This window comes from Streptomyces sp. NPDC053541, from assembly GCF_044544705.1.
Taxonomy (GTDB): domain Bacteria; phylum Actinomycetota; class Actinomycetes; order Streptomycetales; family Streptomycetaceae; genus Streptomyces.
This window is the reverse complement of sequence record NZ_JBITXM010000004.1, coordinates 222,604-248,690: the sequence shown is the minus strand read 5'-3', so window position 1 is coordinate 248,690 and position 26,087 is coordinate 222,604. Positions and strand designations below refer to the sequence as shown.

At 70.7% G+C, this 26,087-nt stretch carries 28 protein-coding genes, 1 tRNA gene and 1 pseudogene; 13 read left to right on the top strand and 17 right to left on the bottom strand.

The genetic code is table 11. From position 1 onward, the window contains the following. Nucleotides 1-94: 94 nt before the first annotated feature. The 6 genes from ACIGW2_RS11705 to ACIGW2_RS11680 all read right to left on the bottom strand — a co-directional run bounded on the left by ACIGW2_RS11705 (nucleotide 95) and on the right by ACIGW2_RS11680 (nucleotide 3,627). Nucleotides 95-433, bottom strand: a complete 339-nt coding sequence (locus ACIGW2_RS11705) for a MerR family transcriptional regulator (protein WP_356063481.1) — start codon at nucleotides 431-433, stop codon at nucleotides 95-97. A gap of 241 nt (nucleotides 434-674) precedes the next feature. Then, nucleotides 675-956 carry an SCO5918 family protein gene (locus ACIGW2_RS11700; protein WP_391654120.1) on the bottom strand — a complete coding sequence of 94 codons (282 nt, stop codon included), beginning with the start codon at nucleotides 954-956 and terminating at the stop codon, nucleotides 675-677. 682 nt (nucleotides 957-1,638) lie between these two features. Continuing rightward, nucleotides 1,639-1,842: a cold-shock protein gene (locus ACIGW2_RS11695; protein WP_356063473.1), complete on the bottom strand. Its 204-nt coding sequence runs from the start codon at nucleotides 1,840-1,842 to the stop codon at nucleotides 1,639-1,641. Between the two features lie 296 nt (nucleotides 1,843-2,138). Further along, nucleotides 2,139-2,486 (bottom strand): YciI family protein, encoded by a 348-nt coding sequence (locus ACIGW2_RS11690; RefSeq protein ID WP_391654122.1) that lies wholly within the window; start codon nucleotides 2,484-2,486, stop codon nucleotides 2,139-2,141. A 36-nt stretch (nucleotides 2,487-2,522) separates the two neighbouring features. Continuing rightward, complete coding sequence (locus ACIGW2_RS11685) at nucleotides 2,523-3,176, bottom strand: CatB-related O-acetyltransferase (RefSeq protein ID WP_399843009.1); 654 nt, start codon at nucleotides 3,174-3,176, stop codon at nucleotides 2,523-2,525. Between the two features lie 52 nt (nucleotides 3,177-3,228). Continuing rightward, the gene (locus ACIGW2_RS11680) at nucleotides 3,229-3,627 is read right to left on the bottom strand and encodes a VOC family protein (protein WP_391654124.1); all 399 of its coding nucleotides are present in this window, start codon (nucleotides 3,625-3,627) and stop codon (nucleotides 3,229-3,231) included. Between the two features lie 165 nt (nucleotides 3,628-3,792). On the opposite strand from ACIGW2_RS11680, the gene ACIGW2_RS11675 reads away from it, so the two are divergent. Together ACIGW2_RS11675 and ACIGW2_RS11670 are read left to right on the top strand one after the other, a co-directional pair. Then, nucleotides 3,793-4,446 carry a TetR/AcrR family transcriptional regulator gene (locus ACIGW2_RS11675; RefSeq protein ID WP_399843005.1) on the top strand — a complete coding sequence of 218 codons (654 nt, stop codon included), beginning with the start codon at nucleotides 3,793-3,795 and terminating at the stop codon, nucleotides 4,444-4,446. A gap of 248 nt (nucleotides 4,447-4,694) precedes the next feature. Further along, nucleotides 4,695-5,153 (top strand): hypothetical protein, encoded by a 459-nt coding sequence (locus tag ACIGW2_RS11670; RefSeq protein ID WP_391654126.1) that lies wholly within the window; start codon nucleotides 4,695-4,697, stop codon nucleotides 5,151-5,153. 92 nt (nucleotides 5,154-5,245) lie between these two features. On the opposite strand, the gene ACIGW2_RS11665 is transcribed toward ACIGW2_RS11670, so the two are convergent. Then, a complete protein-coding gene (locus ACIGW2_RS11665) occupies nucleotides 5,246-5,962 on the bottom strand; it encodes a TetR/AcrR family transcriptional regulator (RefSeq protein ID WP_399843001.1) in 717 nt (238 codons plus the stop codon). Nucleotides 5,963-6,067: 105 nt separating this feature from the next. Between ACIGW2_RS11665 and ACIGW2_RS11660 the strand changes: the two genes are divergently transcribed. Next, nucleotides 6,068-7,261, top strand: a complete 1,194-nt coding sequence (locus tag ACIGW2_RS11660) for an FAD-dependent monooxygenase (protein ID WP_399842998.1) — start codon at nucleotides 6,068-6,070, stop codon at nucleotides 7,259-7,261. A 282-nt stretch (nucleotides 7,262-7,543) separates the two neighbouring features. Here ACIGW2_RS11660 and ACIGW2_RS11655 read toward each other — a convergent pair whose 3' ends face one another. The 3 genes and pseudogenes from ACIGW2_RS11655 to ACIGW2_RS11645 all read right to left on the bottom strand — a co-directional run bounded on the left by ACIGW2_RS11655 (nucleotide 7,544) and on the right by ACIGW2_RS11645 (nucleotide 8,827). Then, nucleotides 7,544-8,104 carry a DUF5994 family protein gene (locus ACIGW2_RS11655; protein WP_391654130.1) on the bottom strand — a complete coding sequence of 187 codons (561 nt, stop codon included), beginning with the start codon at nucleotides 8,102-8,104 and terminating at the stop codon, nucleotides 7,544-7,546. Nucleotides 8,105-8,246: 142 nt separating this feature from the next. Next, a pseudogene (locus ACIGW2_RS11650) lies at nucleotides 8,247-8,402 on the bottom strand (serine/threonine-protein phosphatase); the annotation flags it as partial. A 152-nt stretch (nucleotides 8,403-8,554) separates the two neighbouring features. Beyond that, nucleotides 8,555-8,827, bottom strand: coding sequence for a hypothetical protein (locus ACIGW2_RS11645; RefSeq protein ID WP_391654132.1), 273 nt, complete (start codon nucleotides 8,825-8,827; stop codon nucleotides 8,555-8,557). A 226-nt stretch (nucleotides 8,828-9,053) separates the two neighbouring features. On the opposite strand from ACIGW2_RS11645, the gene ACIGW2_RS11640 reads away from it, so the two are divergent. Further along, nucleotides 9,054-9,578, top strand: a complete 525-nt coding sequence (locus ACIGW2_RS11640) for a DUF5994 family protein (protein ID WP_399842995.1) — start codon at nucleotides 9,054-9,056, stop codon at nucleotides 9,576-9,578. An 18-nt stretch (nucleotides 9,579-9,596) separates the two neighbouring features. On the opposite strand, the gene ACIGW2_RS11635 is transcribed toward ACIGW2_RS11640, so the two are convergent. Continuing rightward, nucleotides 9,597-9,667: transfer RNA gene (locus tag ACIGW2_RS11635), tRNA-Gly, on the bottom strand. A gap of 417 nt (nucleotides 9,668-10,084) precedes the next feature. Here ACIGW2_RS11635 and dcd point away from each other — a divergent pair. Together dcd and ACIGW2_RS11625 are read left to right on the top strand one after the other, a co-directional pair. Beyond that, nucleotides 10,085-10,660: a dCTP deaminase gene (gene dcd, locus ACIGW2_RS11630; protein WP_030690788.1), complete on the top strand. Its 576-nt coding sequence runs from the start codon at nucleotides 10,085-10,087 to the stop codon at nucleotides 10,658-10,660. A gap of 13 nt (nucleotides 10,661-10,673) precedes the next feature. Further along, entirely contained in the window at nucleotides 10,674-11,171 is a 498-nt protein-coding gene (locus ACIGW2_RS11625; protein WP_356063452.1) for a phosphoribosyltransferase, read from the top strand. A gap of 75 nt (nucleotides 11,172-11,246) precedes the next feature. Here the strand turns inward: ACIGW2_RS11625 and ACIGW2_RS11620 are convergent, their stop codons facing one another. Then, entirely contained in the window at nucleotides 11,247-12,137 is an 891-nt protein-coding gene (locus ACIGW2_RS11620; protein WP_391654134.1) for a Yip1 family protein, read from the bottom strand. Between the two features lie 192 nt (nucleotides 12,138-12,329). On the opposite strand from ACIGW2_RS11620, the gene ACIGW2_RS11615 reads away from it, so the two are divergent. Further along, nucleotides 12,330-13,124, top strand: a complete 795-nt coding sequence (locus ACIGW2_RS11615) for a hypothetical protein (RefSeq protein ID WP_399842992.1) — start codon at nucleotides 12,330-12,332, stop codon at nucleotides 13,122-13,124. Nucleotides 13,125-13,208: 84 nt separating this feature from the next. Here ACIGW2_RS11615 and ACIGW2_RS11610 read toward each other — a convergent pair whose 3' ends face one another. Next, nucleotides 13,209-15,464 carry a heterodisulfide reductase-related iron-sulfur binding cluster gene (locus ACIGW2_RS11610; protein ID WP_391654136.1) on the bottom strand — a complete coding sequence of 752 codons (2,256 nt, stop codon included), beginning with the start codon at nucleotides 15,462-15,464 and terminating at the stop codon, nucleotides 13,209-13,211. Between the two features lie 120 nt (nucleotides 15,465-15,584). Continuing rightward, the gene (locus ACIGW2_RS11605) at nucleotides 15,585-16,094 is read right to left on the bottom strand and encodes a sugar transferase (protein ID WP_391654137.1); all 510 of its coding nucleotides are present in this window, start codon (nucleotides 16,092-16,094) and stop codon (nucleotides 15,585-15,587) included. Nucleotides 16,095-16,324: 230 nt separating this feature from the next. Here ACIGW2_RS11605 and dnaK point away from each other — a divergent pair, with 230 nt between their 5' ends. Genes dnaK through ACIGW2_RS11585 form a run of 4 tightly spaced genes read left to right on the top strand, consistent with a single transcriptional unit; the run spans nucleotide 16,325 to nucleotide 20,482 of the window. Beyond that, a complete protein-coding gene (gene dnaK, locus ACIGW2_RS11600) occupies nucleotides 16,325-18,166 on the top strand; it encodes a molecular chaperone DnaK (protein WP_356063441.1) in 1,842 nt (613 codons plus the stop codon). After that, nucleotides 18,166-18,816, top strand: coding sequence for a nucleotide exchange factor GrpE (gene grpE, locus ACIGW2_RS11595; RefSeq protein WP_399842987.1), 651 nt, complete (start codon nucleotides 18,166-18,168; stop codon nucleotides 18,814-18,816). Before dnaK ends, grpE begins: the two co-directional genes overlap by 1 nt. A gap of 30 nt (nucleotides 18,817-18,846) precedes the next feature. Continuing rightward, nucleotides 18,847-20,028 carry a molecular chaperone DnaJ gene (gene dnaJ / locus ACIGW2_RS11590; RefSeq protein WP_356063436.1) on the top strand — a complete coding sequence of 394 codons (1,182 nt, stop codon included), beginning with the start codon at nucleotides 18,847-18,849 and terminating at the stop codon, nucleotides 20,026-20,028. 4 nt (nucleotides 20,029-20,032) lie between these two features. Then, nucleotides 20,033-20,482: a heat shock protein transcriptional repressor HspR gene (locus ACIGW2_RS11585; RefSeq protein WP_356063433.1), complete on the top strand. Its 450-nt coding sequence runs from the start codon at nucleotides 20,033-20,035 to the stop codon at nucleotides 20,480-20,482. 96 nt (nucleotides 20,483-20,578) lie between these two features. Here the strand turns inward: ACIGW2_RS11585 and ACIGW2_RS11580 are convergent, their stop codons facing one another. Continuing rightward, a complete protein-coding gene (locus ACIGW2_RS11580) occupies nucleotides 20,579-21,643 on the bottom strand; it encodes a helix-turn-helix transcriptional regulator (RefSeq protein ID WP_399842982.1) in 1,065 nt (354 codons plus the stop codon). A 321-nt stretch (nucleotides 21,644-21,964) separates the two neighbouring features. Here ACIGW2_RS11580 and ACIGW2_RS11575 point away from each other — a divergent pair, with 321 nt between their 5' ends. Then, nucleotides 21,965-22,300 carry a (2Fe-2S)-binding protein gene (locus ACIGW2_RS11575; RefSeq protein ID WP_356063428.1) on the top strand — a complete coding sequence of 112 codons (336 nt, stop codon included), beginning with the start codon at nucleotides 21,965-21,967 and terminating at the stop codon, nucleotides 22,298-22,300. 200 nt (nucleotides 22,301-22,500) lie between these two features. On the opposite strand, the gene ACIGW2_RS11570 is transcribed toward ACIGW2_RS11575, so the two are convergent. Beyond that, nucleotides 22,501-22,914, bottom strand: coding sequence for a pyridoxamine 5'-phosphate oxidase family protein (locus ACIGW2_RS11570; protein ID WP_356063425.1), 414 nt, complete (start codon nucleotides 22,912-22,914; stop codon nucleotides 22,501-22,503). A 121-nt stretch (nucleotides 22,915-23,035) separates the two neighbouring features. Between ACIGW2_RS11570 and clpB the strand changes: the two genes are divergently transcribed. Continuing rightward, nucleotides 23,036-25,630, top strand: coding sequence for an ATP-dependent chaperone ClpB (gene clpB / locus ACIGW2_RS11565; protein WP_391654140.1), 2,595 nt, complete (start codon nucleotides 23,036-23,038; stop codon nucleotides 25,628-25,630). On the opposite strand, the gene ACIGW2_RS11560 is transcribed toward clpB, so the two are convergent. Then, nucleotides 25,627-26,061, bottom strand: a complete 435-nt coding sequence (locus tag ACIGW2_RS11560) for a hypothetical protein (protein ID WP_399842979.1) — start codon at nucleotides 26,059-26,061, stop codon at nucleotides 25,627-25,629. The two genes, clpB and ACIGW2_RS11560, sit on opposite strands and share 4 nt — an antisense overlap. Between the last annotated feature and the right edge of the window lie 26 nt (nucleotides 26,062-26,087).

The following is a 26,087-nucleotide window of genomic DNA, read 5'->3' as shown; positions in this document are numbered from 1 at the left end:
GAGCCTTCCCGCTTGGGGGAGTACACGCGCACGGAGGACAGATGGTTTCCGCGTCCGGTTTCCCCGTCCGCGCGGCAGGCCCGGGGGCGCGGGGTCAGTCGGTCTCGGGGGGACGGGAGTCGTCCGCCGCCCGGCGGTACTCCTCGTTGATGCGCTGGGCTTCCTGGAGCTGGTCCTCGAGGGCGATGATGCGGCAGGCGGCCTCGATGGGGGTGCCCTGGTCGACGAGTTCCCGGGCACGGGCGGCGATGCGCAGCTGGTAGCGGGAGTAACGCCGGTGGCCGCCCTCGGAGCGCAGCGGGGTGATCAGCCGGGCCTCTCCCAGGGCGCGGAGGAACCCGGGCGTCGTACCGATCATCTCGGCGGCCCGCCCCATCGTGTAGGCGGGGTAGTCGTCGTCGTCGAGACGGCCGAGCGGATCGTCTGCTGTCATTCTCACCTCTCCGTCGAACCTTCCGGTGGCCCGTGGCGGCGGTCCGGCACGTTCACCGAGGGTAATGCTGCCATCCGCGGCACCGGTGTCGGTGCCGTGACGGCCGGAGGAGTGGGCGAAGGGATCGTTCACCGGCGGGCGGGCGGGGCGCCCGCCGGGGCGGCGCAGACGTGAGGAGGGCCCGACCGGTGCGCACCGGTCGGGCCCTCCTGCGGGCGTGCGTGCGCCCGTCCGCCGGTCGTCAGGCCGCGGGGGGCGCGACCGGAGAAGCCGCCGGCGAGGGGGCGTCCGTGCGGGTGCCGCAGGCGAAGCCGAGCTTGGTCATGGCGCGCAGGACCTCGCCGACGCCGAAGTCACGGCGGTCCTGGCGGGTGATGACCGCCCCGACCTGCTTGGCGGGGTAGTGGCGGCGTCCGATGGTCACGAACGCGCCGGACACCGGCTCGGGCTTGACGCCCTTCATCGCTTCCAGGACACCGTTCTTCGTCAGCTCGAACGGGAAGCGGGCGATCACGCAGCGCATGCGACCTCACAGGGTGAAGGGCGGGGCGGACCGGACCGGTGCGGAGTGTCCGGGCGGTGGAGTTCGCTCAGTCGTACCTGGTCGGTGTACGCGGGACTGGCGCGGAAGCCGGCGAGCTGGTCCCGGGTGACGACGCCGGTGCGGCGTCCGTCGCCGTCCCGGATGACCAGGCGTGAGGCACGGGCTCCGCTCATCACCGCCAGGGCCACTTCGACGGTCATGTCCGCCCAGACGTGAGGGTCGGCCGCGGACGGGGTGGACGGGGGAGGGGGCTGTGGCTGCGTGGGTGTCACAAGCGGCTCCTGCGGGGAGGCGTGGGTGGTTGCCGGCTCGGGCGACCCGGTGCGGGGTTCCCGCCGGTCGGGTGTGTGCTCTTCATGCGGAATTTCCTCGGCGCGAGGCGCATCAAGGAATGTCCGCGGCGAACGCGCAGAACGGATGTCTTTCCCGACGGCTTCGCACGTGCCATGAAAGCCGCACCGCCGGGAGGGGCCGAAGAGTGCGGCCGGCGGTGGGGCGGTGGAGCGGTGGAGCGGTGGAGCGGTGCGACGTGGAGACGAGGTCCAGGCCGTCGCGCGTGAGGTTTCCGGGGTGAATTCGCTGGAACGACCCGTCGAGCGCATACGGCTGGGGCCCGCACCCCGAAGGATGCGGGCCCCAGCTACGGCGCGTGCGCCGGGAATCAGACGGTGACGATGTTCTCGGCCGTCGGACCCTTCTGGCCCTGCGCGATGTCGAAGCTGACCTTCTGGCCTTCCTGCAGCTCACGGAAGCCCTGGGCGGCGATGTTCGAGTAGTGGGCGAAGACGTCGGGGCCGCCGCCGTCCTGCTCGATGAAGCCGAAGCCCTTTTCCGCGTTGAACCACTTCACGGTACCCGTGCTCATGTCGTATCTCCTCTGAGGCTCATCGGCGTCCGCACCGTGCGAAAGCCGCGTCGCCGCGATGATTGCCCCACCGGAGAGTCCGGATATGAAAAAGCGCTCCCGCTGCCCTGAGGGCGGGCGGGCGCACTTGAAGTTCGGGAACCACAACTGCAACTGAAATCGACAGTAGCACGATGTCGCGCCGGAAACGCTCGAAATATCTCGGCTCCTTTTGCGCGACAAAAACCTTCGCCGCGCCGTCGGCTTAATTCTCATCCGGCGGAGTCAGATTCGGCGCGGCGCTCCCGGCGGGCCGGTCAGGCGGATTCGAGGAGGGGGCGGACCTCGACGGTCTCCGGGGTGGGCAGGCTCCTGGCCAGTTCGAGTGCTTCCGCGCGGTCGGCGACCTCGACGACGAACCAGCCGCCGAGGGTCTCCTCGCCGGTGTGCGCGGGCCCGTCGGCCACCGTGGTCGTCCCGTCGGCCGCGGTGCGCACGGTCGCGGGGGCGGTGCGCTCGGTCTCCAGGGCGTCGCCGCCGACCAGTTTCCCGGCCGCGACGAGGCCGCCGATCCAGCCTTCGTACTCCTTGCGGTACGCGGCCCGGTCGGCCCGGATCCGGCGGCGGGACTCGTCCGTCTCGAAGATCACCAGTGCGTACTTCATGGATGCTCCTCTCCGGCCGCCGTGCGGCGGCCGGTGTCAGCGTCGGGCGGTGCGGGCGGTGCGGGCGATGCGTTCGATGTCGGCGGGGGTGCCGGCCATGATGGTGCGGGCGTGCGCGGTGACCAGGTCGGCGGGCCAGTCCCACCAGGCGGCGCGCTGCAGCCGCTCGATGTCGGCGTCGTCGTAGCGCTGCCGGATCGGGCGGGCCGGGTTGCCGCCGACGATCGTGTACGGCGGGACGTCGGCGGTCACCACCGCCCCGGCCGCGATGATGGCGCCGTCGCCGATCCGTACGCCGGGCATGACGGTGGCCCGGTAGCCGAACCAGACGTCGTTGCCGACGACCGTGTCGCCGCGGCTCGGCATGGCGGTGACGATGTCCAGGGTCTCCTCGGCCCACCGGCCGCCGAACATGGTGAACGGATACGTCGACACGCCCATGGTGGGGTGCTCGGCGCCGGCCATCAGGAAGGTGGTCCCCGTGGCGATGGCGCAGTACTTGCCGATGACCAGGCGCTCCGGCCCGTAGGCGTAGAGGACGTTGCGGTGCTCGAACTCCGTGGCGCCGTCCGGGTCGTCGTAGTACGTGTACGCGCCGACCGTGATGTTCGGCGAGGTGACCAGGGGCTTGAGGAACACGACGCGTTCGTGCGCGGGCAGCGGGTGGACGGTGGTCGGGTCCGGTGACAAGGCGTGCTCCTTGCTGAGGTTGGGGGCGGTCGGCGTTGGGCTCGGTGGGGGCTCAGGCGTCCGGGGCGTCGGACGGGGTGACCCACTCGACGAACTGGACGATGACGCCGTTGGGGTCGGTGACCTGGAAGAGGCGCTCGCCCCAGGCCTCCTCGCGCAGCGGCATGGTGATTTCGACGCCCTCGGCGCGCAGTCGCTGCTCCTCGTGCTCGATGCCGGTGCTGGTGAAGGCGAGGATCAGGCCGGAGGCGTGCCGGTCGCGCTGGTCGGCCGGCAGCACCTCGGTGCCGCGGGCGAGCAGGACGATGTCCATCGCGGCGTCGTCGCGCGTGAGGGAGGCGAACCCGTCGGCGGCGGCCTGCTCGGCGTAGCCGAGGTGGGTGGTGAAGAACCGCTGGGAGGCGGCGACGTCGTCGACGGTGAGCGAGACGGTGGACGCGGTGATCTGCACGGTGCTGCTCCTGGGTGCTGGTGGGCGCTGGTGGGCGCAGGGCGGGTGCTGGTGGGTGCTGGTGGTGCAGGGCGGGTGCGGGCCCAGAACTTGCTACGGACGTAAAATTACATCGAGCATGCCGGGGGTGTCAACGTAAAAGTGCTACGGGTGTAAGATTGCGCCATGACTATCGACGAAACCGTGCCCGCGCCGCCTCCCGGCCTGCGGGAATCCAAGAAGCAGGAGACCCGGCAGCTCATCTCCGACGTCGCCACCGGCCTGTTCCTCGCCCAGGGGTTCGAGCAGACCACCATCGCCGAGATCGCCGCGGCGGCGCGGGTGGCGAAGAAGACGGTGACCAACTACTTCCCGCGCAAGGAGGACCTGGCCCTGGACCACCAGGACGCCTTCGCCGCCTCCCTGGCCGAGACGGTGACCGGCCGTCAGCCCGGCGAGTCCGCCCTCGCGGCCCTCCGCCGCGCCTTCGTCGACGCAGCCGCGAACGCCGACCCGGTCGCCGGTTTCTCCGGCCCCGAGTTCGCCCGCATGATCGCCGACAGTCCCACCCTCTCCGCACGGCTGCGGGACCTGCACGACCTGCGGGAAGCCGCCCTGGCCGACGCCCTGGCCGACGCCACCGGCACCCCCCGCGACGCCATCGCCCCCCGTGCCGCCGCCGCCCTCCTCGGCGCGCTGCACCGCACCCTGTTCCAGCGCATCCAGGAACTCACCCTCGCCGGCCAGGACAACGCCCACATCTCCGCCACCGTCATCGCGGAGGCCGACAGCGCCTTCGACCTGCTGGAGCCCTCCCTGGCCCACTACGCCACAGCCTGACCCGCCGCCGCCCCTCGGTGCCCCGGCAGGGTCCGGGGTGGCGGAGGAGAAGCCTGACGGGGCGGTGGCACATCACGCCGCACCGCCCCGTCGGGCTGGGGTCTCCGGCCGCTACGAGCCCGGAGAGACGGTGGCGGACAGGCCGGCTCCGGAGTGGCGGCACCGGGCTGAAGCACGGCAACCACGCTGCTCCGCACAGGACTTGGCGAGTCTGGTGCGCGGGAGCTTCGGGGATCTAGGCTGAGGACATGGACTGGGGGCCCTTGCTCGGCACGGCACTTGGCGCGCTCGTGGGCGTCGGCTCGACCTTGATCGTCGATCGTGTCCGTTGGCGGCGTGATCAGACGGCAAGGCAGCGGGACGTGAAACGTCAGCTTTACGGCGAGTACTTGGCCGCACTGATGCGGACAAGGAACCACTTGAAGGACATCGCGTCATCGTCTCTCGTCGCCGAGGATCGGGCCCTGCGGGCCCGGGAGGCATTCCGCGAGGGCGGGGCCTACGAGCTGCGGTACCAGGTGTCCCTCACCGGTACCACGGTGGTCGCCGAGCGCTCGGACGAGTCCCTCAGGCGGCTGCGGGATGTACGGAACCAGATCGAAGAGGGCGCCACGGGTGCCGATCTCAAAGAGGCCTACCACGCGTTGATCAGCGCTATAAAGGCGCTCCGGGACGCGATGCGTTCGGACCTCGAAGCAGGCGAATGACGTCGCTCCCGCTCCCGCTCTCGCTCCCGGCTCCGCCCGGAAGCGCGCGTGGGAGGTGACGCGGAACGCTGACGGGGGCGGTTCGGCCGTCCTCACCGCGCACGCTGGTCGATGAGAGTGGCCAGGCCGTCCAGGATCCGCTGCAGGCCGAACTCCCATGCCTGGTCCTGTCCCTCGGACCGGGCGGCCTCCGCGAAGGCCGCGGTGAGCGCGGGAAACCGCTCGCCGTGCGTCTGCAGCAGTGCGCCGAGGACGGTGCCCAGCTGGGCTTCGGGGTCACCCGAGGGGCCTGCCGCACGGGCCTGCTGAGTGATGCCGCGTACGTGCCCGACCAGCAGGACGGCCGCGTCCATCCGCTCCGCGCCGCTCAGACCGGTGCCGTCCAGGGCTGACACGGCACGCTCCAGCCAGGACAACTCTCCGGGCCCCATGATCCGCGGCCCGACGGTGGCATCCAGGGCCCAGGAGTGCTGACGGAAGACGGTGAACAGCCGGCGGGCCCAGACCTCCAACTCCTCGCGCCAGCCGCCGCGCCGTTCCTCCGCGGCCGGGTAAGGACCGATCGCGGCGTCGACCATCAGGGCGACCAGCTCGGCCTTGCCCGGCACGTACCGGTACAGCGCCATCTTGGTCACGCCCAGTCGCGCGGCGACCCGCTGCATGGAGACCTCCGCCAGTCCCTCCGCGTCGGCGATCTCGGTCCCGGCCCGCGCGATGCGGTCCAGGTCGAGTGTCGGCCTGGGGCCTCGCGCGGGCTTGGGGTGCGGACCCCACAGCAGTCGCGCCACCTCGGCGTGTTCGCCACCCATGTCCGCCGCCCTCCTGAGCTTTCCTGCCTTGCCGCATCAACTGTGTCTACGGTACACAGTAAATATCAGTGTCCGCAGGACACAGTTTTTGGGCGGAGGGAACCCATGAACAGGAACGTCCTCATCTCCGGCGCGAGCATCGCCGGCCCGGCCCTGGCCTACTGGCTGGGCCGCCACGGCTTCCGGCCCACCGTCGTCGAACTGGCCCCGGCCCTGCGCCAGGGCGGTCAGGCCGTCGACTTCCGCGGAGACGCGCACCTGACCGTGCTGGAACGCATGGGTCTGCTTCCCGAACTGCGCCGCATCCAGACCGGCGGCAGCCCCATGCGCTTCGTCGACGAACGCGGCCGCACTCTGCTGGACCTGCCGGCCGAGTTCGCCGGCGGTGAGATGGAGGTGCTGCGCGGTGACCTGGCCCGAGTGCTCCACGAGCACAGCGCGCCCTCCACCGAGTACGTCTTCGGCGACTCGATCGCCGCCCTCACCGAGACCGCCTGCGGCGTGCGGGCGGACTTCCGCAGCGGCATCTCGCGCGAGTTCGACCTGGTCATCGGTGCCGACGGGCTGCATTCCCAGGTCCGTCGCCTCGCCTTCGGACCGGAGAAGGACTACGTGAGCCACCTCGGCTACTACGCCGCGACCTGGCAGCTGCCCAACGAGCTGGGAGTCGGGAAGGGCTCGGTCGGGTACAACGTGCCGGGGCGGCTGGCCTCCGTCGGCGCCGACCACCGGGATCCGGCACGGGCCGGGGCGTTCTTCGTCTTCGCCTCGACGGAGCTGTCGTACGACCGCCACGACCCCGAACAGCAGAAGCGGCTGATCGCGGACGCGTTCTCCGGCCTCGGCTGGGAGGTCCCCCGCCTGCTGGACTCCCTCCACCAGGCCCCCGAGCTGTACTTCGACTCGATCAGCCGAGCGGACGTGAACACCTGGTTCCGGGGCCGCGTGTGCCTCGTCGGCGACGCCGCCTGCGGGGCCACCATCGGCGGCATGGGCACGGGAACCGCAGTGGTCGCCGCGTACGTCCTGGCCGGCGAACTCGCACGGGCCCAGGGCGATCACCGGACGGCCTTCGCCCGCTACGAGCGCAGGCTCCGCACGTACGCCGAGGGCTGCCAGGCAGGCGGCGACCGCACCGGCAAGTTCCTCGCCCCCGCCACCACCACCGGCATACGCCTCCGCAACACCCTGCTGTCCCGGCGCCTGCTCCTGAACGGCATGCTCAAGCTGGGTGAGAAGGTCAGCAGCACCGTGACCCTGCCCGACTACCCGACCGACCCCAGCCACGTCAGCCGATGACCGAGCGCCCCTACTCGACCTGAGGCCCCGTGAGGCCCCGCCGACGACGAAGCCCCAGGTCGCTGACCTGGGCCTTCGTTCACGAGCGGATGACGGGAATCGAACCCGCGCTATGAGCCTGGGAATCACCGATGCCCGTCTCGATCATCTAGCGCCTGACCTGGGGAAACGCCCCCTCGTGCCGGCTTTCCACCGGCTCGGTGGGCACCCGATTCGACCGCTGTTCACCGCCACCAAGGGCACGGATGGGGCACGGGATCGGAGGGCGGGTTGCAGCAGGTGTCATCTCCGCATGCCCTGGGGCAGGTAGATCATGCGTGCCCCGACGACGGGGCGGGGGCGGGGCCGGGGCCGCCGGGCGGCGCCGCCGTCCGTCTCCCAGGCGTCCTCACGGGCCCCTGCCTCCCGCAGGAGACGACCGGTCTCGTGCTCCTCGGACATCAGGGTGCCGGTGGTGTGGACGTTGCCCGGGGCGGACGCGGCGGCCATCAGGCGCGCGGCGGAGGAGGGTTCGGTCTCCGGGGGGATGACGAGCAGGTCGCAGCGGCCGAGGCTGTAGGAGAGCAGGATCATCGTGTCGGGGGCCTGGTCGGTGAACCAGCCGACGTGCACGGCGTAGCCGCCGACGGGGACCTTGCGCGGGGCGACAGGCCAGGAGGCCGGGTTCGCGGTGAGGCGCGTGACGCGTCCGAAGCGGTCCCGCAACGCCTCCACCAGGGGAAGCAGCTCGGTGGCGAGATCGCGTGAGTACGGCCACCAGGCGCCGTCCAGCAGGCCGGCCATGGCGGTGTTCGGGGTGAGGGCCAGGCGGGCCTGGCGCGTGGGAGCAGTGGTGCTGGTCATGAGACCGGGACCCGTCCCCGGGGCGCCTGCGGGCGCCCCGGCCTAGTGAGCGCCGGGAACGACGTCCGCGTGACAGCGGGTGTACGAAGTGCTCCCGGTACCTCCAACGTACTCCGCGCCGGAGCCGGACGCGCCGAGTCCGTCATCGGCGTCCGCGCCATTCGATGAGGACGAGGGTGGCGTCGTCGGTGGTGGTCTCGCCGCGGGCCCGCCGGAGCGTGTGGGACAGGTCGCGTGCCACGGCCCGTACGCCCCGGTCGGCCTGGTCCAGCCGGTGGACCCAGTCGATCAGCTGGTCCGGTACCGTCCGACAGTCATCCGGGGCCTCCAGATGGGTGGACGCTGGTGACGACCGGGGCCGGTGCCGTTCCGGCGGTATCGCGGTGTGGCTTCCAGGATGCTCCGCGGGGGCAGGGGCCGCCACGCGCGCCGCCGGCTCCGGCCGACCGGTCAGGGTTCCTCGGAGTGTGACCCGGTGCCGCTCGGCGGCCTGCTGGTGGCCAGCCAGGACCGGGCCGGTTCGGCGGTGCGGGCGGTGTCGACGGTGAGGTGGAGGCGGGTGCCCCCGCCCGGGGTGGGATAGCTGCGCTGCTCGTCACCGGCGAAGCAGTGCCGGAGGACGTCCGCCACCATCCGGGCGGCGTCCGGGGTGGCGGCGACGATGCGGACTTCGGCGTACCCCGGCGGCGGCAGCGCTTCCGCTCCTGTCTCGTTGCGGCCCAAGGCGGCACCGTCCTCTCCCGTCGAAGCTGGGTCGGTCAGGTCTCCGTACGTCCACGGTACGTCCGAAGACCTGCACCGATGGGTTCCCCGGCGGGGAGCGGCGCGTCCCCGGGTCCTCCCGGAGTACGGTGAAAGAACGGGGCCGCCGCCCCGCTCACCGGCCCGGCGTCCGCCGTGGCACCGGTCCGGGCGGTAGCGGCACTACCCGTGGACGGGCGGACCGATCATGACCGACACAGGCATTCCCCTCACGCCGTCGCGCCTCCTGCCCGACGAGGTCCACCGGGCCGTCGGACCGGGCACCGCGCTGCTCAGGCTGGAGACGACGGGGACCCGGCAGAGCCTCCTGGACGGCGCGTGGTGGCCACGCTCGCGTGACGTCGAGCGGGAGCTCCCGCCGCTGATCACCGCCCTGACCAAGCACCTCGGGCCCCTCACCCGGATCGGTCTGGACGCCTCCGCCTGGAACGGCATTCCCACTCGCCTGACCGTCGACGACCGGATCGTGCACCTCGATTCCTTCCCCGTCGGCGACGACACCGTCCTGATCACCCGCGGCGACAACGACCACTTCTCCCTCATGGTCGTCCCGCCCTCCGCCACGCCCGAGGCGGCCCGCACGGCCATGGCCCGCGCCGTCCACGCCGACAACGTCACCCAGGCCGCCGCGATCCTCTTCGCCGAACTCCCCCACGCCGCCGTGCCGTCGGTCGGCACCGCCCCGGAGAACGACGAAGCCCCAGGTCGCTGACCTGGGGCTTCGTGGAAGAGCGGATGACGGGAATCGAACCCGCGCTATAAGCTTGGGAAGCTCATGTTCTACCATTAAACTACATCCGCAAACGCCGCGAAGATCGATGCGGCATCGTTGCACACTGTACCCCATCCGGCACGTGAGGCGAAGCGCCCCTCGGTGGGGGAGGGTCTGCGGAGTGGTGCCTAGGGGGGTTCGGGGGGATCCCCTAATGTGGCTGTCTCGTCCACCACTTGTCGGGGAAGGGACTTGATGGGTTCGATGGAGCGCACCGTCGTCCGTTGTGCCGAGGGGCACGTGTTCAGTACCGCTTCGTTCCCGCTCGCGCAGCTCGGGGCCGGGCGGATCGGGCCCGGGCGGCTCATCCGGTGTCCGCGGTGTGCGCGGTTGCGGCATGCCGTGCCCGTGGAGCTCGAGCGGCGCTGACGGTAGCGGGGGTGTCACTCACGGGCACGGAGGTTCCCGATTGGGGAGGCTCCGTGCCCTCTGCGTATCGTGGGAGCGTGCTTCTCTCAGACAAGGACATCCGGGCCGAGATCGACGCCGGGCGGGTGCGCATCGACCCGTACGACGAATCCATGGTTCAGCCATCGAGCATCGACGTGCGGCTTGACCGCTTCTTCCGGGTGTTCGAGAACCACCGCTACCCGCACATCGACCCCGCCGTCGAGCAGCTCGACCTGACGCGCGAGGTCGAGCCGGAGGGCGACGAGGCGTTCATCCTGCACCCGGGCGAGTTCGTGCTCGCCTCGACCTACGAGGTCATCACCCTGCCGGACGACATCGCCTCCCGTCTGGAAGGGAAGAGCTCCCTCGGGCGGCTCGGCCTGGTCACGCACTCCACCGCCGGGTTCATCGACCCCGGCTTCTCCGGGCACGTGACCCTGGAGCTGTCCAACCTCGCGACCCTGCCGATCAAGCTCTGGCCGGGCATGAAGATCGGCCAGCTGTGCATGTTCCGGCTCAGCTCGCCGGCCGAGTTCCCCTACGGGAGCGAGCGCTACGGCTCCCGGTACCAGGGCCAGCGGGGGCCGACCGCCTCCCGCTCGTACATGAACTTCCATCGGACCCAGGTGTGAGGCGGTAGCACGCATGACTGACGTACGCGAGAACCTGACCTACGAGGGCTTCGGGCGCGCCGTCCGCGAGCTGGCCCAGACGATCGCCGACGACGGCTACGAGCCCGACATCGTGCTCTCCATCGCCCGCGGCGGCGTCTTCGTCGCCGGCGGTCTGGCCTACGCCCTGGACTGCAAGAACATCCACCTCGTGAACGTGGAGTTCTACACCGGCGTGGGGACCACCCTGGAGATGCCGGTCATGCTGGCTCCCGTCCCGAACGCGATCGACTTCTCCGACAAGAAGGTCCTGATCGCCGACGACGTCGCCGACACCGGCAAGACCCTCAAGCTCGTGCACGACTTCTGCGTCGACCACGTCGCCGAGGTGCGCTCCGCCGTCATCTACGAGAAGTCCCACTCCCTCGTGAAGTGCGAGTACGTGTGGAAGAAGACCGACGAGTGGATCAACTTCCCCTGGTCGGTCGAGCCGCCCGTCGTCAAGCGCGAGGGCCAGGTCCTCGACGCCTGAGCCGGCCACAGCCCGTACGGGAAGGGCCCCCACCGTGAGCGGTGGGGGCCCTTCCCGTACGGGTTCAGGAGCGGGTTACAGCGTGCCCAGCTTGATCAGGCTCAGCAGTGCCACCAGCTGGATCGCCGACGCGCCCAGCGCCTTCGGCCACGGCAGGTCGTGGGAGCGGCTCACCATGAGCGTGAGGAGCGCTCCGGCGGCCAGCCAGGTCAGCCAGCCGACGATCTGGACCAGGCCGTTCTCGCCGCCCAGGAAGAGCGCGAAGATCAGCCGGGGGGCGTCCGTGATGGACATGATCAGCATCGACAGGCCGACCGTGGGCTGCCAGGTGCCGTCGCCGCCCAGCTGGCGGGCCAGGGTGTGGGTGACGGCGCCGAGGACCAGGCCGCCGATGACGAAGCCGACGCCGGTCAGCAGGACGTACGGGATCGCCGTCGACAGGGTCGCGTTGATCGCGTCCTCGCGGGCCTGGTCGAAGCCGAACAGCGCCAGCAGGCCGTAGAGGAAGGTGACGATCAGCGCCGGGCCCCACACGGCGTGGTCCCGCATCCGCAGGAAGGTGTCCGCCGGGCGCAGCACGATGCCGCTCAGCAGCGCCTTCCAGGGCAGCCGCGGGCCCGTCGGTACGGGGGCGGCGCCGGCCTGGTACGTGGCGCCCGCCCCGTACGGGTCGTCGTGGACGCTGAACGCCTGGGTGTGGCCCGGGTTGTTGGCCGCGTAGTGCTGCTGCGGGTGCTGCTGCTGCGGGGCGTAGGGGTCGCCGAAGTACTCCGGCTCCCCGTGCGCCGCCTGGCCGCCGCCCTGCCGGCCGCCCCACTGCTGTTGCTGCGGGTACTGCTGCTGCGGGCGCTGCGGGTGCTGCGGGTAGCCCGGCGGGGGCGCCTGGTACCCGTACGGCGCCTGCTGCTGCGGTTGTTGCTGCGGGGGGTTGTCGGCCCGGCCGCGTCCGTTCCTGAATCCAGCCACGTCAAGAACGTACCCGCTCCGGCTGCGGGCTCGCGCCTTCCGGGGATTGTGCGGCAGAGCTGTGACATCCCCTAGGGGTCCCGGGGTGGCCCACAGGTGTGGGGTGGTTGTTACGTTATCGACGTAAAAGGGATGGATCGGGCTCTTGCCTTCGAAATGTCGTCGAATCAGTCAGGCAGAAGGACGAATCCCATGCGTTTCACCCGTCGGACCCTCCGAACCGCCGCCGTCGCCACCGGCACCATCGCCGCCCTCACCCTCCCCGCGGCCGCCGCCTTCGCCGACGACCAGCCCGCCCCCGCCCCGAGCCCCGACAGCCGGTCCCAGGACCAGGGCGAGGGCCAGTCCCAGGGCCAGGACCAAGGCCAGGGCCAGGGCGACCAGGGCCCCGTCGTGGGGCGCGTCTTCGTGCAGGCGTACCGGCTCGCCGACGGCTCGGTCGCCAGGGTCTACCTGACCACGCCCACCGACTACCAGGCCGAGATCTGGGCCGGCGGCACCCTCCTCGACACCCTGACGACCTCCGGGCAGCCCGCCTACGGGCAGAACAACGGCCTCCACGTCGTCCTCCAGCCGGACGGCACCGTCTCCTCCTGGACGGACCAGGTCCCGACCCCCAAGCCGGACCCCAAGCCGACCCCGAAGCCCAAGCCGACCCCGGACCCCAAGCCGGCTGCCAAGCCCAAGCCCAAGCCCGCCGCCCTCCCCAAGGCCACGCTCGCCGACGGCACCGTCGCGACCTTCGGCAAGGCCGCGAAGAACGGGCCCCGGGTCGAGGTGTCCACCGTCAACGGCAAGCGGCTCGCCACCGTCGACCCGCGGCACCTCACCGTCCGGCACCACGGATGGACGTACGAGCTCGCCGTGCAGCCCGGCAAGAACCACTACCGCTTCGTCGTGATCGACACCCCCCGGAAGGGCGGCAACAGCTGGGTCTACGACCTGAACGGCACGCTCGTCGCGCAGTACCACGCCCAGAAGCACTGAGGCCGCGGTCGTCCCCCGCACGACGGAGGGCCGCCCCCGCATGCGCGGGAGCGGCCCTCCGTCACGTACCGCCGAGAACGGTTCCTACGCCTCGGCCGGCTCCGGCTCGGCCTGCTCGGCCTCCGGCTCCGCCGGGGTCTTGACCGAGTCCAGCAGCAGCTGGGCGACGTCGACGACCTGGAGGCTCTCCTTGGCCTTGCCCTCGTTCTTCTTGCCGTTCACGGAGTCCGTGAGCATGACGAGGCAGAAGGGGCAGGCGGTGGAGACGATGTCCGGGTTGAGGGACAGGGCCTCGTCGACGCGCTCGGTGTTGATGCGCTTGCCGATCCGCTCCTCCATCCACATCCGCGCGCCGCCGGCGCCGCAGCAGAAGCCGCGCTCCTTGTGGCGGTGCATCTCCTGCTGGCGCAGGCCCGGGACCTTGTCCATGATCTCGCGCGGGGGCGTGTAGACCTTGTTGTGGCGGCCCAGGTAGCACGGGTCGTGGTAGGTGATGAGGCCCTCGACCGGGGTCACCGGGATCAGCTTGCCCTCGTCGATGAGGTGCTGGAGCAGCTGGGTGTGGTGGATGACCTCGTAGTCGCCGCCGAGCTGCGGGTACTCGTTGGCGATGGTGTTGAAGCAGTGCGGGCAGGTGGAGACGATCTTCTTCGCCGACTTCGGCTTCCTGGTCGACTCGTCCTCGTCGTCCTCGCCGAAGGCCATGTTCAGCATGGCGACGTTCTCCTGGCCGAGCTGCTGGAACAGCGGCTCGTTGCCCAGACGGCGCGGGGAGTCACCGGTGCACTTCTCCTCGCCGCCCATGATCGCGAACTTGACGCCCGCGATGTGCAGCAGCTCCGCGAAGGCCTTGGTGGTCTTCTTGGCGCGGTCCTCCAGGGCGCCGGCGCAGCCGACCCAGTAGAGGTAGTCGACCTCGGTGAGGTCCTCGACGTCCTTGCCGACGATCGGGACCTCGAAGTCGACCTCCTTGGTCCACTCGACGCGCTGCTTCTTGGCCAGGCCCCAGGGGTTGCCCTTCTTCTCCAGGTTCTTGAGCATCGTGCCCGCCTCGGACGGGAACGCGGACTCGATCATGACCTGGTAGCGGCGCATGTCGACGATGTGGTCGATGTGCTCGATGTCGACCGGGCACTGCTCGACGCAGGCGCCGCAGGTGGTGCAGGACCACAGCACGTCCGGGTCGATGACGCCGTTCTCCTCGGCGGTGCCGATCAGCGGGCGCTCGGCCTCGGCCAGGGCGGCCGCGGGGACGTCCTTGAGCTGCTCCTCGGTGGCCTTCTCCTCGCCCTCCATGGTCTTGCCGCCGCCGGCGAGCAGGTAGGGCGCCTTGGCGTGCGCGTGGTCGCGCAGCGACATGATCAGGAGCTTCGGGGAGAGCGGCTTGCCGGTGTTCCAGGCGGGGCACTGCGACTGGCAGCGGCCGCACTCGGTGCAGGTGGAGAAGTCGAGGAGGCCCTTCCAGGAGAACTGCTCGACCTGCGAGACGCCGTAGACGTCGTCCTCGCCCGGGTCCTCGAAGTCGATCGGCTTGCCGCCCGAGGTCATCGGCTGCAGCGGGCCGAGGGCGGTGGAGCCGTCGGCGTTGCGCTTGAACCAGATGTTCGGGAAGCCGAGGAAGCGGTGCCAGGCGACGCCCATGTTGGTGTTGAGCGACACCACGATCATCCAGATGAACGAGGTGCTGATCTTCACCATGGCGGTGAAGTAGATGAGGTTCTGCAGGGCCGCGGTGCTCAGGCCCTTGAAGGCGAGGACGAGCGGGTACGAGGCGAAGTACGCGGCCTCGTAGTGCTCCACGTGGTGGATCGCGCCCTCGAGGCCGCGCAGCACGTAGATCGCGAGGCCGATGGTGAGGATGACGTACTCGACGAAGTAGGCCTGGCCGGCCTTGGAGCCCGCGAAGCGGGACTTGCGGCCCGCGCGCGAGGGCAGGTTCAGCAGGCGGATCACGATGAGCACGGCGATGCCGATCGTGGTCATGACGCCGATGAACTCGATGTACAGCTCGAACGGCAGGAAGCCGCCGATGACCGGCAGCGTCCAGTCGGCCTGGAAGAGCTGTCCGAAGGCCTGGGCCAGGGTCGGCGGCAGGGTCAGGAAGCCGACCGCCACGAACCAGTGGGCGAAGCCGATGATGCCCCAGCGGTTCATCCGGGTGTGGCCGAGGAACTCCCGCACCAGCGTCACGCTGCGCTGGTAGGGGTTGTCGGTCCGGGTGCCGGCGGGGACGGGCTGGCCGAGCTTGAAGTAGCGGACGAACTGACCGATGGCGCGAGCGAGCAGGGCAACGCCGACCACGGTCAGGGTCAGCGACACGATGATCGCGGCGAGTTGCATGACGGGCTCCTCGAGCGGGCCTCTGCTTCGGGCCTACTAAGCGGTAACTTATTGAGTCCGTGCCGAGATTACCCGGGAGAGCGCCGCCCTTGTAGCGGATCTCACGGTGATCTGTGTCGCTCAGGCAACCCTTGCCGTGGCGAGCGGCGTCCGCGCGGCCGCGCGACGTTTACGGACTGCTGGAAGCGTACGCGCCAGGATCGCCAGATCCATCCCCAGCCAGTGGTGGTCCACATAGTGGAGGTCCAGCAGCTCGCGCTCCTCCCAGGGCAGCTCGGAGCGCCCGCTGATCTGCCACAGGCCGGTCATCCCCGGGCGTACGGAGAGCCGGCGCCGTCCCTCGCCGGTGGACTCGCGGTGGCCGGGTGCCAGCGGGCACGGCCCGACGAGGGACATCTGGCCGCGTACGACGTGCAGCAGCAGCGGCAGCGAGGCCAGCGGGCTCCTGGTGCGGAAGGTCAGCATCGTGAAGGTGCGGCCGCCGAGGCCCGCGACGGGGCGGCGGCGCAGCGCGCCGGCGGCGCTGCCGGTCCCGAGGGTCAGGGAGAGGGCGACGCCGGCGATCAGCGGGGACAGCAGGAGCAGGAGCGCGAGCCCGCCCGCGACGTCGACCGCGCGCTTCACCGTCATGCGTTCACACCCTCTGGCGGGAATCATGGGACGAGAATCATGGGATATGTCCGGACTCTCGGTCCGGACTCTCTCACGCGCGCGTGGACGAGGCCGGGAGCGACATGCGCCTTTGAGTGGGCGGGGAAAAGAAGACTTGAGCGACCCACGCTCAAGTCTGTTGACTCTTTTCCCGGCGTCATGCATCCTTGAGTCAGTTCCACTCAAGTCAGTCAGCTGGAGGAATCGAAATGGCACGTGCGGTCGGCATCGACCTGGGCACGACTAACTCCGTCGTCAGCGTTCTCGAAGGCGGCGAGCCCACCGTCATCACCAACGCCGAGGGCGCCAGGACCACGCCGTCCGTCGTCGCCTTCGCCAAGAACGGTGAGGTGCTCGTCGGCGAGGTCGCCAAGCGCCAGGCGGTCACCAACGTCGACCGGACCATCCGGTCCGTGAAGCGCCACATGGGCACCGACTGGAAGATCGAGCTGGACGGGAAGAGCTTCAACCCGCAGCAGATGTCGGCCTTCATCCTCCAGAAGCTGAAGCGCGACGCCGAGGCCTACCTGGGCGAGAAGGTGACCGACGCGGTCATCACCGTCCCGGCGTACTTCAACGACTCCGAGCGCCAGGCCACCAAGGAGGCCGGCGAGATCGCGGGCCTCAACGTCCTGCGCATCGTCAACGAGCCGACCGCCGCCGCCCTGGCGTACGGCCTCGACAAGGACGACCAGACCATCCTCGTCTTCGACCTCGGTGGCGGCACCTTCGACGTGTCCCTCCTGGAGATCGGCGACGGCGTCGTCGAGGTGAAGGCCACCAACGGTGACAACCACCTCGGTGGTGACGACTGGGACCAGCGCGTCGTCGACTACCTGGTGAAGCAGTTCCAGTCCGGCCACGGCGTGGACCTGTCCAAGGACAAGATGGCCCTCCAGCGTCTGCGCGAGGCGGCCGAGAAGGCGAAGATCGAGCTGTCCTCCTCCACGGAGACCTCGATCAACCTGCCCTACATCACGGCCTCCGCCGAGGGCCCGCTGCACCTGGACGAGAAGCTCACCCGCGCCCAGTTCCAGCAGCTCACCGCCGACCTGCTCGAGCGCTGCAAGACCCCGTTCCACAACGTCATCAAGGACGCGGGCATCCAGCTCTCCGAGATCGACCACGTCGTCCTCGTCGGTGGCTCCACCCGCATGCCGGCCGTCGCCGAGCTCGTCAAGGAGCTGACCGGCGGCAAGGAGGCCAACAAGGGCGTGAACCCGGACGAGGTCGTCGCCATCGGCGCCACCCTCCAGGCCGGTGTCCTCAAGGGCGAGGTCAAGGACGTCCTGCTGCTCGACGTCACCCCGCTGTCCCTCGGCATCGAGACCAAGGGCGGCATCATGACCAAGCTGATCGAGCGCAACACCACGATCCCGACCAAGCGCTCCGAGATCTTCACGACGGCCGAGGACAACCAGCCGTCCGTGCAGATCCAGGTCTACCAGGGCGAGCGCGAGATCGCGGCGTACAACAAGAAGCTCGGCATGTTCGAGCTGACCGGCCTCCCGCCGGCCCCGCGCGGCGTCCCGCAGATCGAGGTCGCCTTCGACATCGACGCCAACGGCATCATGCACGTGACCGCGAAGGACCTGGGCACGGGCAAGGAGCAGAAGATGACCGTCACCGGCGGCTCCTCGCTGCCGAAGGACGAGGTCGACCGGATGCGCCAGGAGGCCGAGCAGTACGCGGAGGAGGACCACCGCCGCCGCGAGGCCGCCGAGACCCGCAACCAGGGCGAGCAGCTCGTCTACCAGACCGAGAAGTTCCTCAAGGACAACGAGGACAAGGTCCCGGGTGACGTGAAGACCGAGGTCGAGGCCGCCGTCGCCGAGCTGAAGGAGAAGCTCAAGGGCGAGGACTCCGCCGAGATCCGCACCGCCACCGAGAAGGTCGCGGCCGTCTCCCAGAAGCTCGGCCAGGCGCTCTACGCGGACGCCCAGGCCGCCCAGGCCGCGGGCGGCGACGCCGGCCAGGCCCAGGCGCAGGACGACGACGTCGTCGACGCCGAGATCGTGGACGAGGACAAGCCGAAGGGTGGCGCTGCCTGATGTCGGAGGACACCCCGGGCTTCGAGGAGAAGCCCGACGTCCCCGCCGACGGCACGCCCGAGGAGACCGAGGCCGCCGACTCCGCCGCCCGGGCGGAGGGAGCGGCCCCGGCCGGGGACGCAACGGACGCAGGCCTGCTGGCCCAGCTGGACCAGACCCGGACCGCGCTCTCCGAGCGCACCGGTGACCTCCAGCGCCTCCAGGCCGAGTACCAGAACTACCGCCGCCGCGTGGAGCGGGACCGGGTCACGGTCAAGGAGATCGCCGTCGCGAATCTCGTGACCGAGCTCCTTCCCGTGCTCGACGACATCGGCCGGGCCCGGGACCACGGCGAGCTCGTGGGCGGGTTCAAGTCGGTCGCCGAGTCGCTGGAGACCGTCGTCGCCAAGATGGGTCTGCAGCAGTTCGGCAAGGAGGGCGAGCCCTTCGACCCGACGATCCACGAGGCCCTGATGCACAGCTACGCGCCGGACGTCACCGAGACGACCTGCGTGGCGATCCTGCAGCCGGGGTACCGGATCGGCGAGCGTACGATCCGCCCCGCGCGGGTGGCCGTCGCCGAGCCCCAGCCGGGCGCCCAGCCCGGCTCGTCGGCGAAGGCGGAGGAGTCGGAAGACCCCGACGACTCCGAGAAGGACAACGATCAGTAGCCGTACCCGCACGCGGGAGGAGGGACGTCGATGAGCACGAAGGACTTCGTCGAGAAGGACTACTACAAGGTTCTCGGCGTCCCCAAGGACGCCACTGACGCCGAGATCAAGAAGGCGTACCGGAAGCTCGCACGCGAGAACCACCCGGACGCCAACAAGGGAGACACCCAGGCGGAGGAGCGCTTCAAGGCCATCTCCGAGGCGAACGACGTCCTCGGCGACCCGAAGAAGCGCAAGGAGTACGACGACGCGCGCGCCCTGTTCGGCAACGGCGGCTTCCGGGCCGGCGGGCCGGGCGGCGCGGGCGGCTCGTTCAACTTCGACCTGGGCGACCTCTTCGGCGGCGCCCAGGGCCCCGGCGGGGCCGGCGGCTTCGGCGGCGGTCTCGGGGACGTCTTCGGCGGACTGTTCAACCGCGGCGCGGGCGGTGCGGGCACCCGCACCCAGCCGCGCCGCGGCCAGGACATCGAGTCCGAGGTGACGCTCAGCTTCACCGAGGCGATCGAGGGGGCGACCGTGCCCCTGCGGATGTCCAGCCAGCAGCCCTGCAAGGCCTGTTCGGGCACCGGCGACAAGAACGGCACGCCCCGGGTGTGCCCGACCTGTGTCGGCACCGGCCAAGTCTCGCGCGGCAGCGGCGGCGGCTTCTCGCTGACCGACCCGTGCGTGGACTGCAAGGGCCGCGGCCTGATCGCCGAGACCCCCTGCGAGGTCTGCAAGGGCAGCGGCCGGGCCAAGTCCTCGCGCACCATGCAGGTCCGCATCCCGGCGGGGGTCAGCGACAACCAGAAGATCCGGCTGCGCGGCAAGGGCGCCCCGGGCGAGCGCGGCGGACCCAGCGGCGACCTCTACGTCGTCGTGCACGTCGACGCCCACCCGGTGTTCGGCCGCAAGGACGACAACCTCACCGTCACCGTGCCCGTCACCTTCGACGAGGCGGCGCTCGGCGGCGAGATCAAGGTGCCGACCCTCGGCGGCCCGGCGGTGACGCTGAAGCTGCCCGCCGGCACCCCCAACGGGCGCACCATGCGCGCCCGGGGCAAGGGCGCGGTCCGCAAGGACGGCACCCGCGGCGACCTCCTCGTCACGGTCGAGGTCGCGGTGCCCAAGGAGCTGGGCGACAAGGCCCGTGAGGCCCTGGAGACCTTCCGCGAGGCCACCGCGGACGAGGACGTCAGGGCAGAGCTGTTCCAGGCCGCGAAGGGAGCTTGAGGAGATGGAAGGACGCCGCCGCAACCCCTATGAGCTGACCGAGGAGACCCCGGTGTACGTCATCTCGGTGGCGGCCCAGCTCTCCGGTCTGCACCCGCAGACGCTGCGCCAGTACGACCGCCTCGGCCTGGTCTCGCCGGACCGCACGGCGGGCCGGGGCCGGCGCTATTCGGCCCGGGACATCGAGCTGCTCCGCCAGGTGCAGCAGCTGTCCCAGGACGAGGGCATCAACCTGGCCGGCATCAAGCGCATCATCGAGCTGGAGAACCAGGTCGCGGCCCTGCAGGCCCGGGTGGCCGAGCTGTCCAGCGCGGTCGAGGGCGCGGCGGCGGCGATGCGCCAGCGCGAGGCCCAGGTGCACGCCTCGTACCGGCGCGATCTGGTGCCGTACACGGACGTGCAGCAGGCCGGCGCGCTGGTGGTCTGGCGTCCGGGCCACAAGCGCGGCGAGTAGCCGGTGTCCTGAGTCCCGTCCGGTCCCCGTAGAGGCCCCCTCCGCAGCAGCGGAGGGGGCCTCTACGCGCGTCGTCGGCCCGTCGTCGCCCCGCCGTCAGTCCTGCGCCTGCGCGCCCCGGTCCTGCTCCCGGTCCTGCTCCTGGTCCTGGTCCTGCTCCTGGTCCTGTTCGAGGATGCCGGACTGGGCGATGAGGTAGCCGAGTTGGGCGCGGCTGCCGCTGCCGAGGGCGGCGGCGAGCTTGGCGATGTGGGCGCGGCAGGTGCGCACGTTCATGCCGAGGCGGCGGGCGATGGCCTCGTCGACGTGGCCCTCGACGAGCAGTTTGGCGATGGAGCGCTGGACACCGCCGATGCCGTCCACGGAGGGCGTGTAGGGCACTTCGTCGTCCCAGGGGACGGCGTGCAGCCAGAACTGGTCGAAGACGCCCACGAGATACCGCACGAGGCCCTCGTGGCGCAGTTCGAGGGCGACCTGGCGGTCGCTGCGGGCCGGCACGAAGGCGACCTTGCGGTCGACGATGATCAGCCGGTCGATGATCTCCTCGAGCGTGCGTAGTTCGAGCCCGTAGGGGGCGACGCGCTCGACGTAGGCCAGCGTCGCGGGGTGGTGCCGGGCGGTGTGCTGGTAGAGCGTGCGCATGCGGACGCCGCGGTCGAGCAGCGGTTCCATGCGGCGCAGGGCGGCTTCGAGGGTGTCGGGGCGGCGGCCGCTGCCGGGCTGGATGGTGAGCAGTTCCTCCATGCACTCGCTGATGACGCGGTCCAGGGTGGCGTTGATGGCGCCGAGCCCTTCGAGGACGGTGATCGCGTTGCCGGTGGAGGACTCGCGGGTGCTCATCGCCATGAACGGCTCGAAGGCGTCGGCCAGCTCGATGGCGTGTTGCCGCCGGGTCTGGATCTCCTGCTCGATGGGGTGTATGAGCTGGTTGAGGGCGACGGAGGGCGGGACCGGGTACAGCCAGGCGGCGTCGTCCGGGTCGGGGCGCAGAAGGGCCAGCTCAGTGAGGCACGGCGCGGAGTCGGCCGCGGCGCGGGCGAGGCGACCCGTGCGCAGGGCGTGCGCGTACAGCTCTTTGGCCACGTCGCACAGTTCACCGCGACTGTGATTATGTCTGGATTCGCTGGTTTCTGGCCTCATTTGCACCCCCCTCAGGGTCATGAATTACAGGAACATGATGCCCGGCGCGGCTGGTGTGGGGAGCGATCGTGGGCCATCGTTTTGGACGCGGGGGGGAGGTAGTGATCAAAAGAGGTGGAGATCGGCCATGACCAGGATGGTTCGTGCACTTGGCGCCATAGCCGTTGCGGCGGCTGCTCTCGGCGCACTCGCCCTGACCGGCGAGCCCTCGTGGGAGATCCCCCCGTCGCACTCGGTGGTGGCGGGACCGAACGAGCCCTCGTGGGAGAGCGCACCTGCGGACGTCGTCCTCGCAGCCCCTGGTGAACCCTCCTGGGAGTTCACCCCGGCGGGCCAGGAAGCATGATCGTCCCGCCGGACGACCGGTCCTTCCGCCGGGAGATGGCTTCGGCCTATCGATCCGGGTGGCACTTCATCGATCTCGTCACGGCCATCCCCCACCGTGGCGACTCGTTGATGGTGACCCTCTTCGGAGAACCGATCGTGGTCGCTCGCGAGCAGGACGAGGACGTCCGGGCCTACCGGTGCCTGCGCCGCCCGCGCGGCGCCCCGCAGCCCGTCCGCTGTGCCATCCGGTACGGCATGATTTTCGTCAATCTGGATCAGCGCGACCACCAGCTGGTCGAGTCCCCGTCGATCCAGACCGAGACCATCACCGCCACCCCCCGCAGTGCCTGAGCGATTCCCCCGTCGTTGTAGATCGCTCCGGCACTTCCCCCACACAGCGGCGCCATCGCGGACCTGAAACGCGATGGCGCCGCTGTGCGTCCGCGTGCGGAAACGCCCGGCGGGCCCTCCGGCGCACCGGCCGGCCGGCCGCCGGGCGCGCGCGTCCCGGACGCCGAGCCCCGGGCGCGCGCGTCCCGGGCGCCGGCGTCTCAGGCCCGGCCCATCGCCCGGGTCAGCGCGATCTCGATGACCACCCGGTCCGGGTTCGGCGTCGGGACCCGGTTGTAGCGGGCGGCGTAGCGCTCGACCGCGTCCGCGACGACCTCCGCCTCGGTGCGGATCCGCGCCACGCCCTCCAGCGTGGCCCAGCGCCCCTTGTCCACCTGGCAGACCGCGACCCGCGCGCCGTCCGGGCCCGCCGCCAGGACGTTGGCGACCTTCCGGCTGTGCTTGTTGGTGATGACCCGGGCGATGCCCTTCTCGCCGCCCTCGGGGTCGTACGTGACGCCCACCGCCACCACGTGCGGGGTGCCGTCCGGGCGGGGCGTGGTCAGCGTGCACATGTGGTACTCGCGCCAGAAGCTGAGGTACGAGTCGCTGGGCTTGCTGGGATCGATGGCCATGCCCCGGAAACTACCCCCGGCCGAACCCTCCCGAATACCTTGAGCGGAATAGACTCAACTTTGTGTACGCTGTAAGAGTCATAAAGAAGGAGTCGTCGCATCCGAGGAGGAGAGTCCGCACGTGGACGCCGAACTGACCAACAGGAGCCGGGACGCGCTGAACGCGGCGAGCAGCCGCGCCGTGTCCCAGGGGCACGCCGATCTGACCCCCGCGCATGTGCTGCTGGCCCTGCTGGCAGGCGCGGACAACGAGAACATCACCGATCTGCTCGCCGCCGTCGAGGCCGACCAGGCCGCCGTCCGCGCCGGTGCGGAGCGCCTGCTGGCCGCGCTGCCGAGCGTCACCGGGTCCACGGTCGCGCCGCCGCAGCCCAGCCGTGAGCTGCTCGCCGTCATCGCGGACGCCGACGCCCGGGCCAAGCAGCTCGGCGACGAGTTCCTCTCCACCGAGCACCTGCTGATCGGCATCGCCGCCAAGGGCGGCCGCGCCGGCGAGCTGCTCGACGGGCAGGGCGCCACCGCCGCCCGCCTCCAGGACGCCTTCACCAGGGCCCGCGGCACCCGCCGGGTCACCAGCGCCGACCCCGAGGGCTCGTACAAGGCCCTGGAGAAGTTCGGCACCGACTTCACCGCCGCCGCCCGCGAGGGCAAGCTCGACCCGGTGATCGGCCGCGACCACGAGATCCGCCGCGTCGTCCAGGTCCTGTCCCGCCGCACCAAGAACAACCCGGTCCTCATCGGCGAGCCCGGCGTCGGCAAGACCGCCGTCGTCGAGGGCCTCGCCCAGCGGATCGTCAAGGGCGACGTGCCCGAGTCGCTGCGCGACAAGCGCCTGGTCTCCCTCGACCTCGGCGCGATGGTCGCCGGCGCGAAGTACCGCGGCGAGTTCGAGGAGCGCCTGAAGACCGTCCTGTCCGAGATCAAGGAGAGCGACGGCCGGATCATCACCTTCATCGACGAGCTGCACACCGTCGTCGGCGCGGGCGCCGGCGGCGACTCCGCCATGGACGCGGGCAACATGCTCAAGCCGATGCTGGCCCGCGGCGAGCTGCGCATGGTCGGCGCCACCACCCTCGACGAGTACCGCGAGCGGATCGAGAAGGACCCCGCCCTGGAGCGCCGCTTCCAGCAGGTCCTGGTCGCCGAGCCGTCCGTCGAGGACACCGTCGCCATCCTGCGCGGCCTCAAGGGACGCTACGAGGCCCACCACAAGGTGCAGATCAACGACAGCGCCCTGGTGGCCGCCGCGACCCTGTCCGACCGCTACATCACCTCGCGCTTCCTGCCCGACAAGGCCATCGACCTGGTCGACGAGGCCGCGTCCCGGCTGCGCATGGAGATCGACTCCTCGCCCGTCGAGATCGACGAGCTCCAGCGCACCGTCGACCGGCTGCGCATGGAGGAGCTGGCCCTCTCCCAGGAGACCGACGAGGCCAGCCTCCAGCGCCTGGAGAAGCTGCGCCGCGACCTCGCCGACCGCGAGGAGGAGCTGCGCGGCCTCACCGCCCGCTGGGAGAAGGAGAAGCAGTCCCTCAACCGGGTCGGCGAGCTCAAGGAGCAGCTCGACGAGCTGCGCGGGCGCGCCGAGCGCGCCCAGCGCGACGGCGACTTCGACACCGCCTCCAAGCTGCTCTACGGCGAGATCCCGGCCCTGGAGCGCGAGCTGGAGGCCGCCAGCGAGGCCGAGGCCCAGCAGGAGGCGGCCAAGGACACGATGGTGAAGGAGGAGGTCGGCCCGGACGACATCGCCGACGTCGTCGGCGCCTGGACCGGCATCCCCGCCGGCCGTCTCCTGGAGGGCGAGACGCAGAAGCTGCTCCGCATGGAGGACGAGCTCGGCCGGCGCCTGATCGGCCAGGGCGAGGCCGTGCGGGCCGTCTCCGACGCGGTGCGCCGCACCCGGGCCGGCATCGCCGACCCCGACCGGCCCACCGGCTCCTTCCTCTTCCTCGGCCCCACCGGCGTCGGCAAGACCGAGCTGGCGAAGGCGCTCGCCGACTTCCTCTTCGACGACGAGCGGGCCATGGTCCGCATCGACATGTCGGAGTACGCGGAGAAGCACTCCGTGGCCCGGCTCGTCGGCGCGCCCCCCGGCTACGTGGGCTACGAGGAGGGCGGCCAGCTCACCGAGGCCGTCCGCCGCCGCCCGTACAGCGTCGTGCTCCTGGACGAGGTGGAGAAGGCCCACCCCGAGGTCTTCGACATCCTGCTCCAGGTCCTCGACGACGGCCGGCTCACCGACGGCCAGGGCCGCACGGTGGACTTCCGCAACACGATCCTGATCCTCACCTCGAACCTGGGCAGCCAGTTCCTGGTGGAGCCGCTGACCTCCGCCGAGGAGAAGCGGCAGCAGGTCCTGGAGGTCGTCCGGGCGAGCTTCAAGCCGGAGTTCCTGAACCGGCTCGACGAGATCGTGGTCTTCTCCGCCCTGGAGCAGACCGAGCTGGCCCGCATCGCCCAGCTCCAGATCGACCGCCTGGCCCGCCGCCTCGCCGACCGCCGCCTCACCCTGGACGTCACCCCGGAGGCCCTGGCCTGGCTCGCGGAGGAGGGCAACGACCCGGCGTACGGCGCCCGCCCGCTGCGCCGCCTCATCCAGACCGCGATCGGCGACCGCCTCGCCAAGGAGATCCTGTCCGGCGAGGTCCGCGACGGCGACACGGTCCGGGTGGACCGCTTCGAGGAGGGCCTGATCGTGGGGCGGGCCGAAGGCTAGAAGTCGTAGGCCACGACGCGTACGAGGGCGGTGTCCCCGCCCTCGTACCGCACGTGGATCCCCACCTCGTACGCCTGCCCGGCCTCCGGCGGGTACGAGGCGTGGAGCCCCTCCTCGGAGGACGAGGCCTCCGCCGCGGGAAAGGTTCCGGCCACCCAGCCGGCCGCCTCGGCCGCGGGCATCCGGAACTCGATCTGGATGTAGGTGTCCATCCAGTGCATCTCGGTGCAGTGGGCGTCCCGCGCGCTGACCGGCATCGTGGCGTACGCGAAGTCCGCCGCGTCCTCGCAGTCCACCGGCCACGGCTCACCGGCCTGCGAGAACGAGTACGCGGCCAGACCGGCGCAGCCGGCCGGAAGGAGCAGGAGGGCGCTGAGCCCCAGGGTGATCCAGATCCATCGACGGTCGAGCCGCCTTTTCGTGTCCCCCATGGGGCGAGATCATGTCAGCCCGCAGC

What these genes read in the sequence shown, in the direction of transcription:
- ACIGW2_RS11705 (WP_356063481.1), bottom strand. Translation starts at nt 433, where the DNA reads ATGACAGCAGACGATCCGCTCGGCCGTCTCGACGACGACGACTACCCC.
- ACIGW2_RS11700 (WP_391654120.1), bottom strand. Translation starts at nt 956, where the DNA reads ATGCGCTGCGTGATCGCCCGCTTCCCGTTCGAGCTGACGAAGAACGGT.
- ACIGW2_RS11695 (WP_356063473.1), bottom strand. Translation starts at nt 1,842, where the DNA reads ATGAGCACGGGTACCGTGAAGTGGTTCAACGCGGAAAAGGGCTTCGGC.
- ACIGW2_RS11690 (WP_391654122.1), bottom strand. Translation starts at nt 2,486, where the DNA reads ATGAAGTACGCACTGGTGATCTTCGAGACGGACGAGTCCCGCCGCCGG.
- ACIGW2_RS11675 (WP_399843005.1), top strand. Translation starts at nt 3,793, where the DNA reads ATGACTATCGACGAAACCGTGCCCGCGCCGCCTCCCGGCCTGCGGGAA.
- ACIGW2_RS11670 (WP_391654126.1), top strand. Translation starts at nt 4,695, where the DNA reads ATGGACTGGGGGCCCTTGCTCGGCACGGCACTTGGCGCGCTCGTGGGC.
- ACIGW2_RS11665 (WP_399843001.1), bottom strand. Translation starts at nt 5,962, where the DNA reads ATGGGTGGCGAACACGCCGAGGTGGCGCGACTGCTGTGGGGTCCGCAC.
- ACIGW2_RS11660 (WP_399842998.1), top strand. Translation starts at nt 6,068, where the DNA reads ATGAACAGGAACGTCCTCATCTCCGGCGCGAGCATCGCCGGCCCGGCC.
- ACIGW2_RS11655 (WP_391654130.1), bottom strand. Translation starts at nt 8,104, where the DNA reads ATGACCAGCACCACTGCTCCCACGCGCCAGGCCCGCCTGGCCCTCACC.
- ACIGW2_RS11640 (WP_399842995.1), top strand. Translation starts at nt 9,054, where the DNA reads ATGACCGACACAGGCATTCCCCTCACGCCGTCGCGCCTCCTGCCCGAC.
- ACIGW2_RS11625 (WP_356063452.1), top strand. Translation starts at nt 10,674, where the DNA reads ATGACTGACGTACGCGAGAACCTGACCTACGAGGGCTTCGGGCGCGCC.
- ACIGW2_RS11615 (WP_399842992.1), top strand. Translation starts at nt 12,330, where the DNA reads ATGCGTTTCACCCGTCGGACCCTCCGAACCGCCGCCGTCGCCACCGGC.
- ACIGW2_RS11610 (WP_391654136.1), bottom strand. Translation starts at nt 15,464, where the DNA reads ATGCAACTCGCCGCGATCATCGTGTCGCTGACCCTGACCGTGGTCGGC.
- ACIGW2_RS11605 (WP_391654137.1), bottom strand. Translation starts at nt 16,094, where the DNA reads ATGACGGTGAAGCGCGCGGTCGACGTCGCGGGCGGGCTCGCGCTCCTG.
- dnaK (WP_356063441.1), top strand. Translation starts at nt 16,325, where the DNA reads ATGGCACGTGCGGTCGGCATCGACCTGGGCACGACTAACTCCGTCGTC.
- grpE (WP_399842987.1), top strand. Translation starts at nt 18,166, where the DNA reads ATGTCGGAGGACACCCCGGGCTTCGAGGAGAAGCCCGACGTCCCCGCC.
- dnaJ (WP_356063436.1), top strand. Translation starts at nt 18,847, where the DNA reads ATGAGCACGAAGGACTTCGTCGAGAAGGACTACTACAAGGTTCTCGGC.
- ACIGW2_RS11585 (WP_356063433.1), top strand. Translation starts at nt 20,033, where the DNA reads ATGGAAGGACGCCGCCGCAACCCCTATGAGCTGACCGAGGAGACCCCG.
- ACIGW2_RS11580 (WP_399842982.1), bottom strand. Translation starts at nt 21,643, where the DNA reads ATGACCCTGAGGGGGGTGCAAATGAGGCCAGAAACCAGCGAATCCAGA.
- ACIGW2_RS11575 (WP_356063428.1), top strand. Translation starts at nt 21,965, where the DNA reads ATGATCGTCCCGCCGGACGACCGGTCCTTCCGCCGGGAGATGGCTTCG.
- ACIGW2_RS11570 (WP_356063425.1), bottom strand. Translation starts at nt 22,914, where the DNA reads ATGGCCATCGATCCCAGCAAGCCCAGCGACTCGTACCTCAGCTTCTGG.
- ACIGW2_RS11560 (WP_399842979.1), bottom strand. Translation starts at nt 26,061, where the DNA reads ATGGGGGACACGAAAAGGCGGCTCGACCGTCGATGGATCTGGATCACC.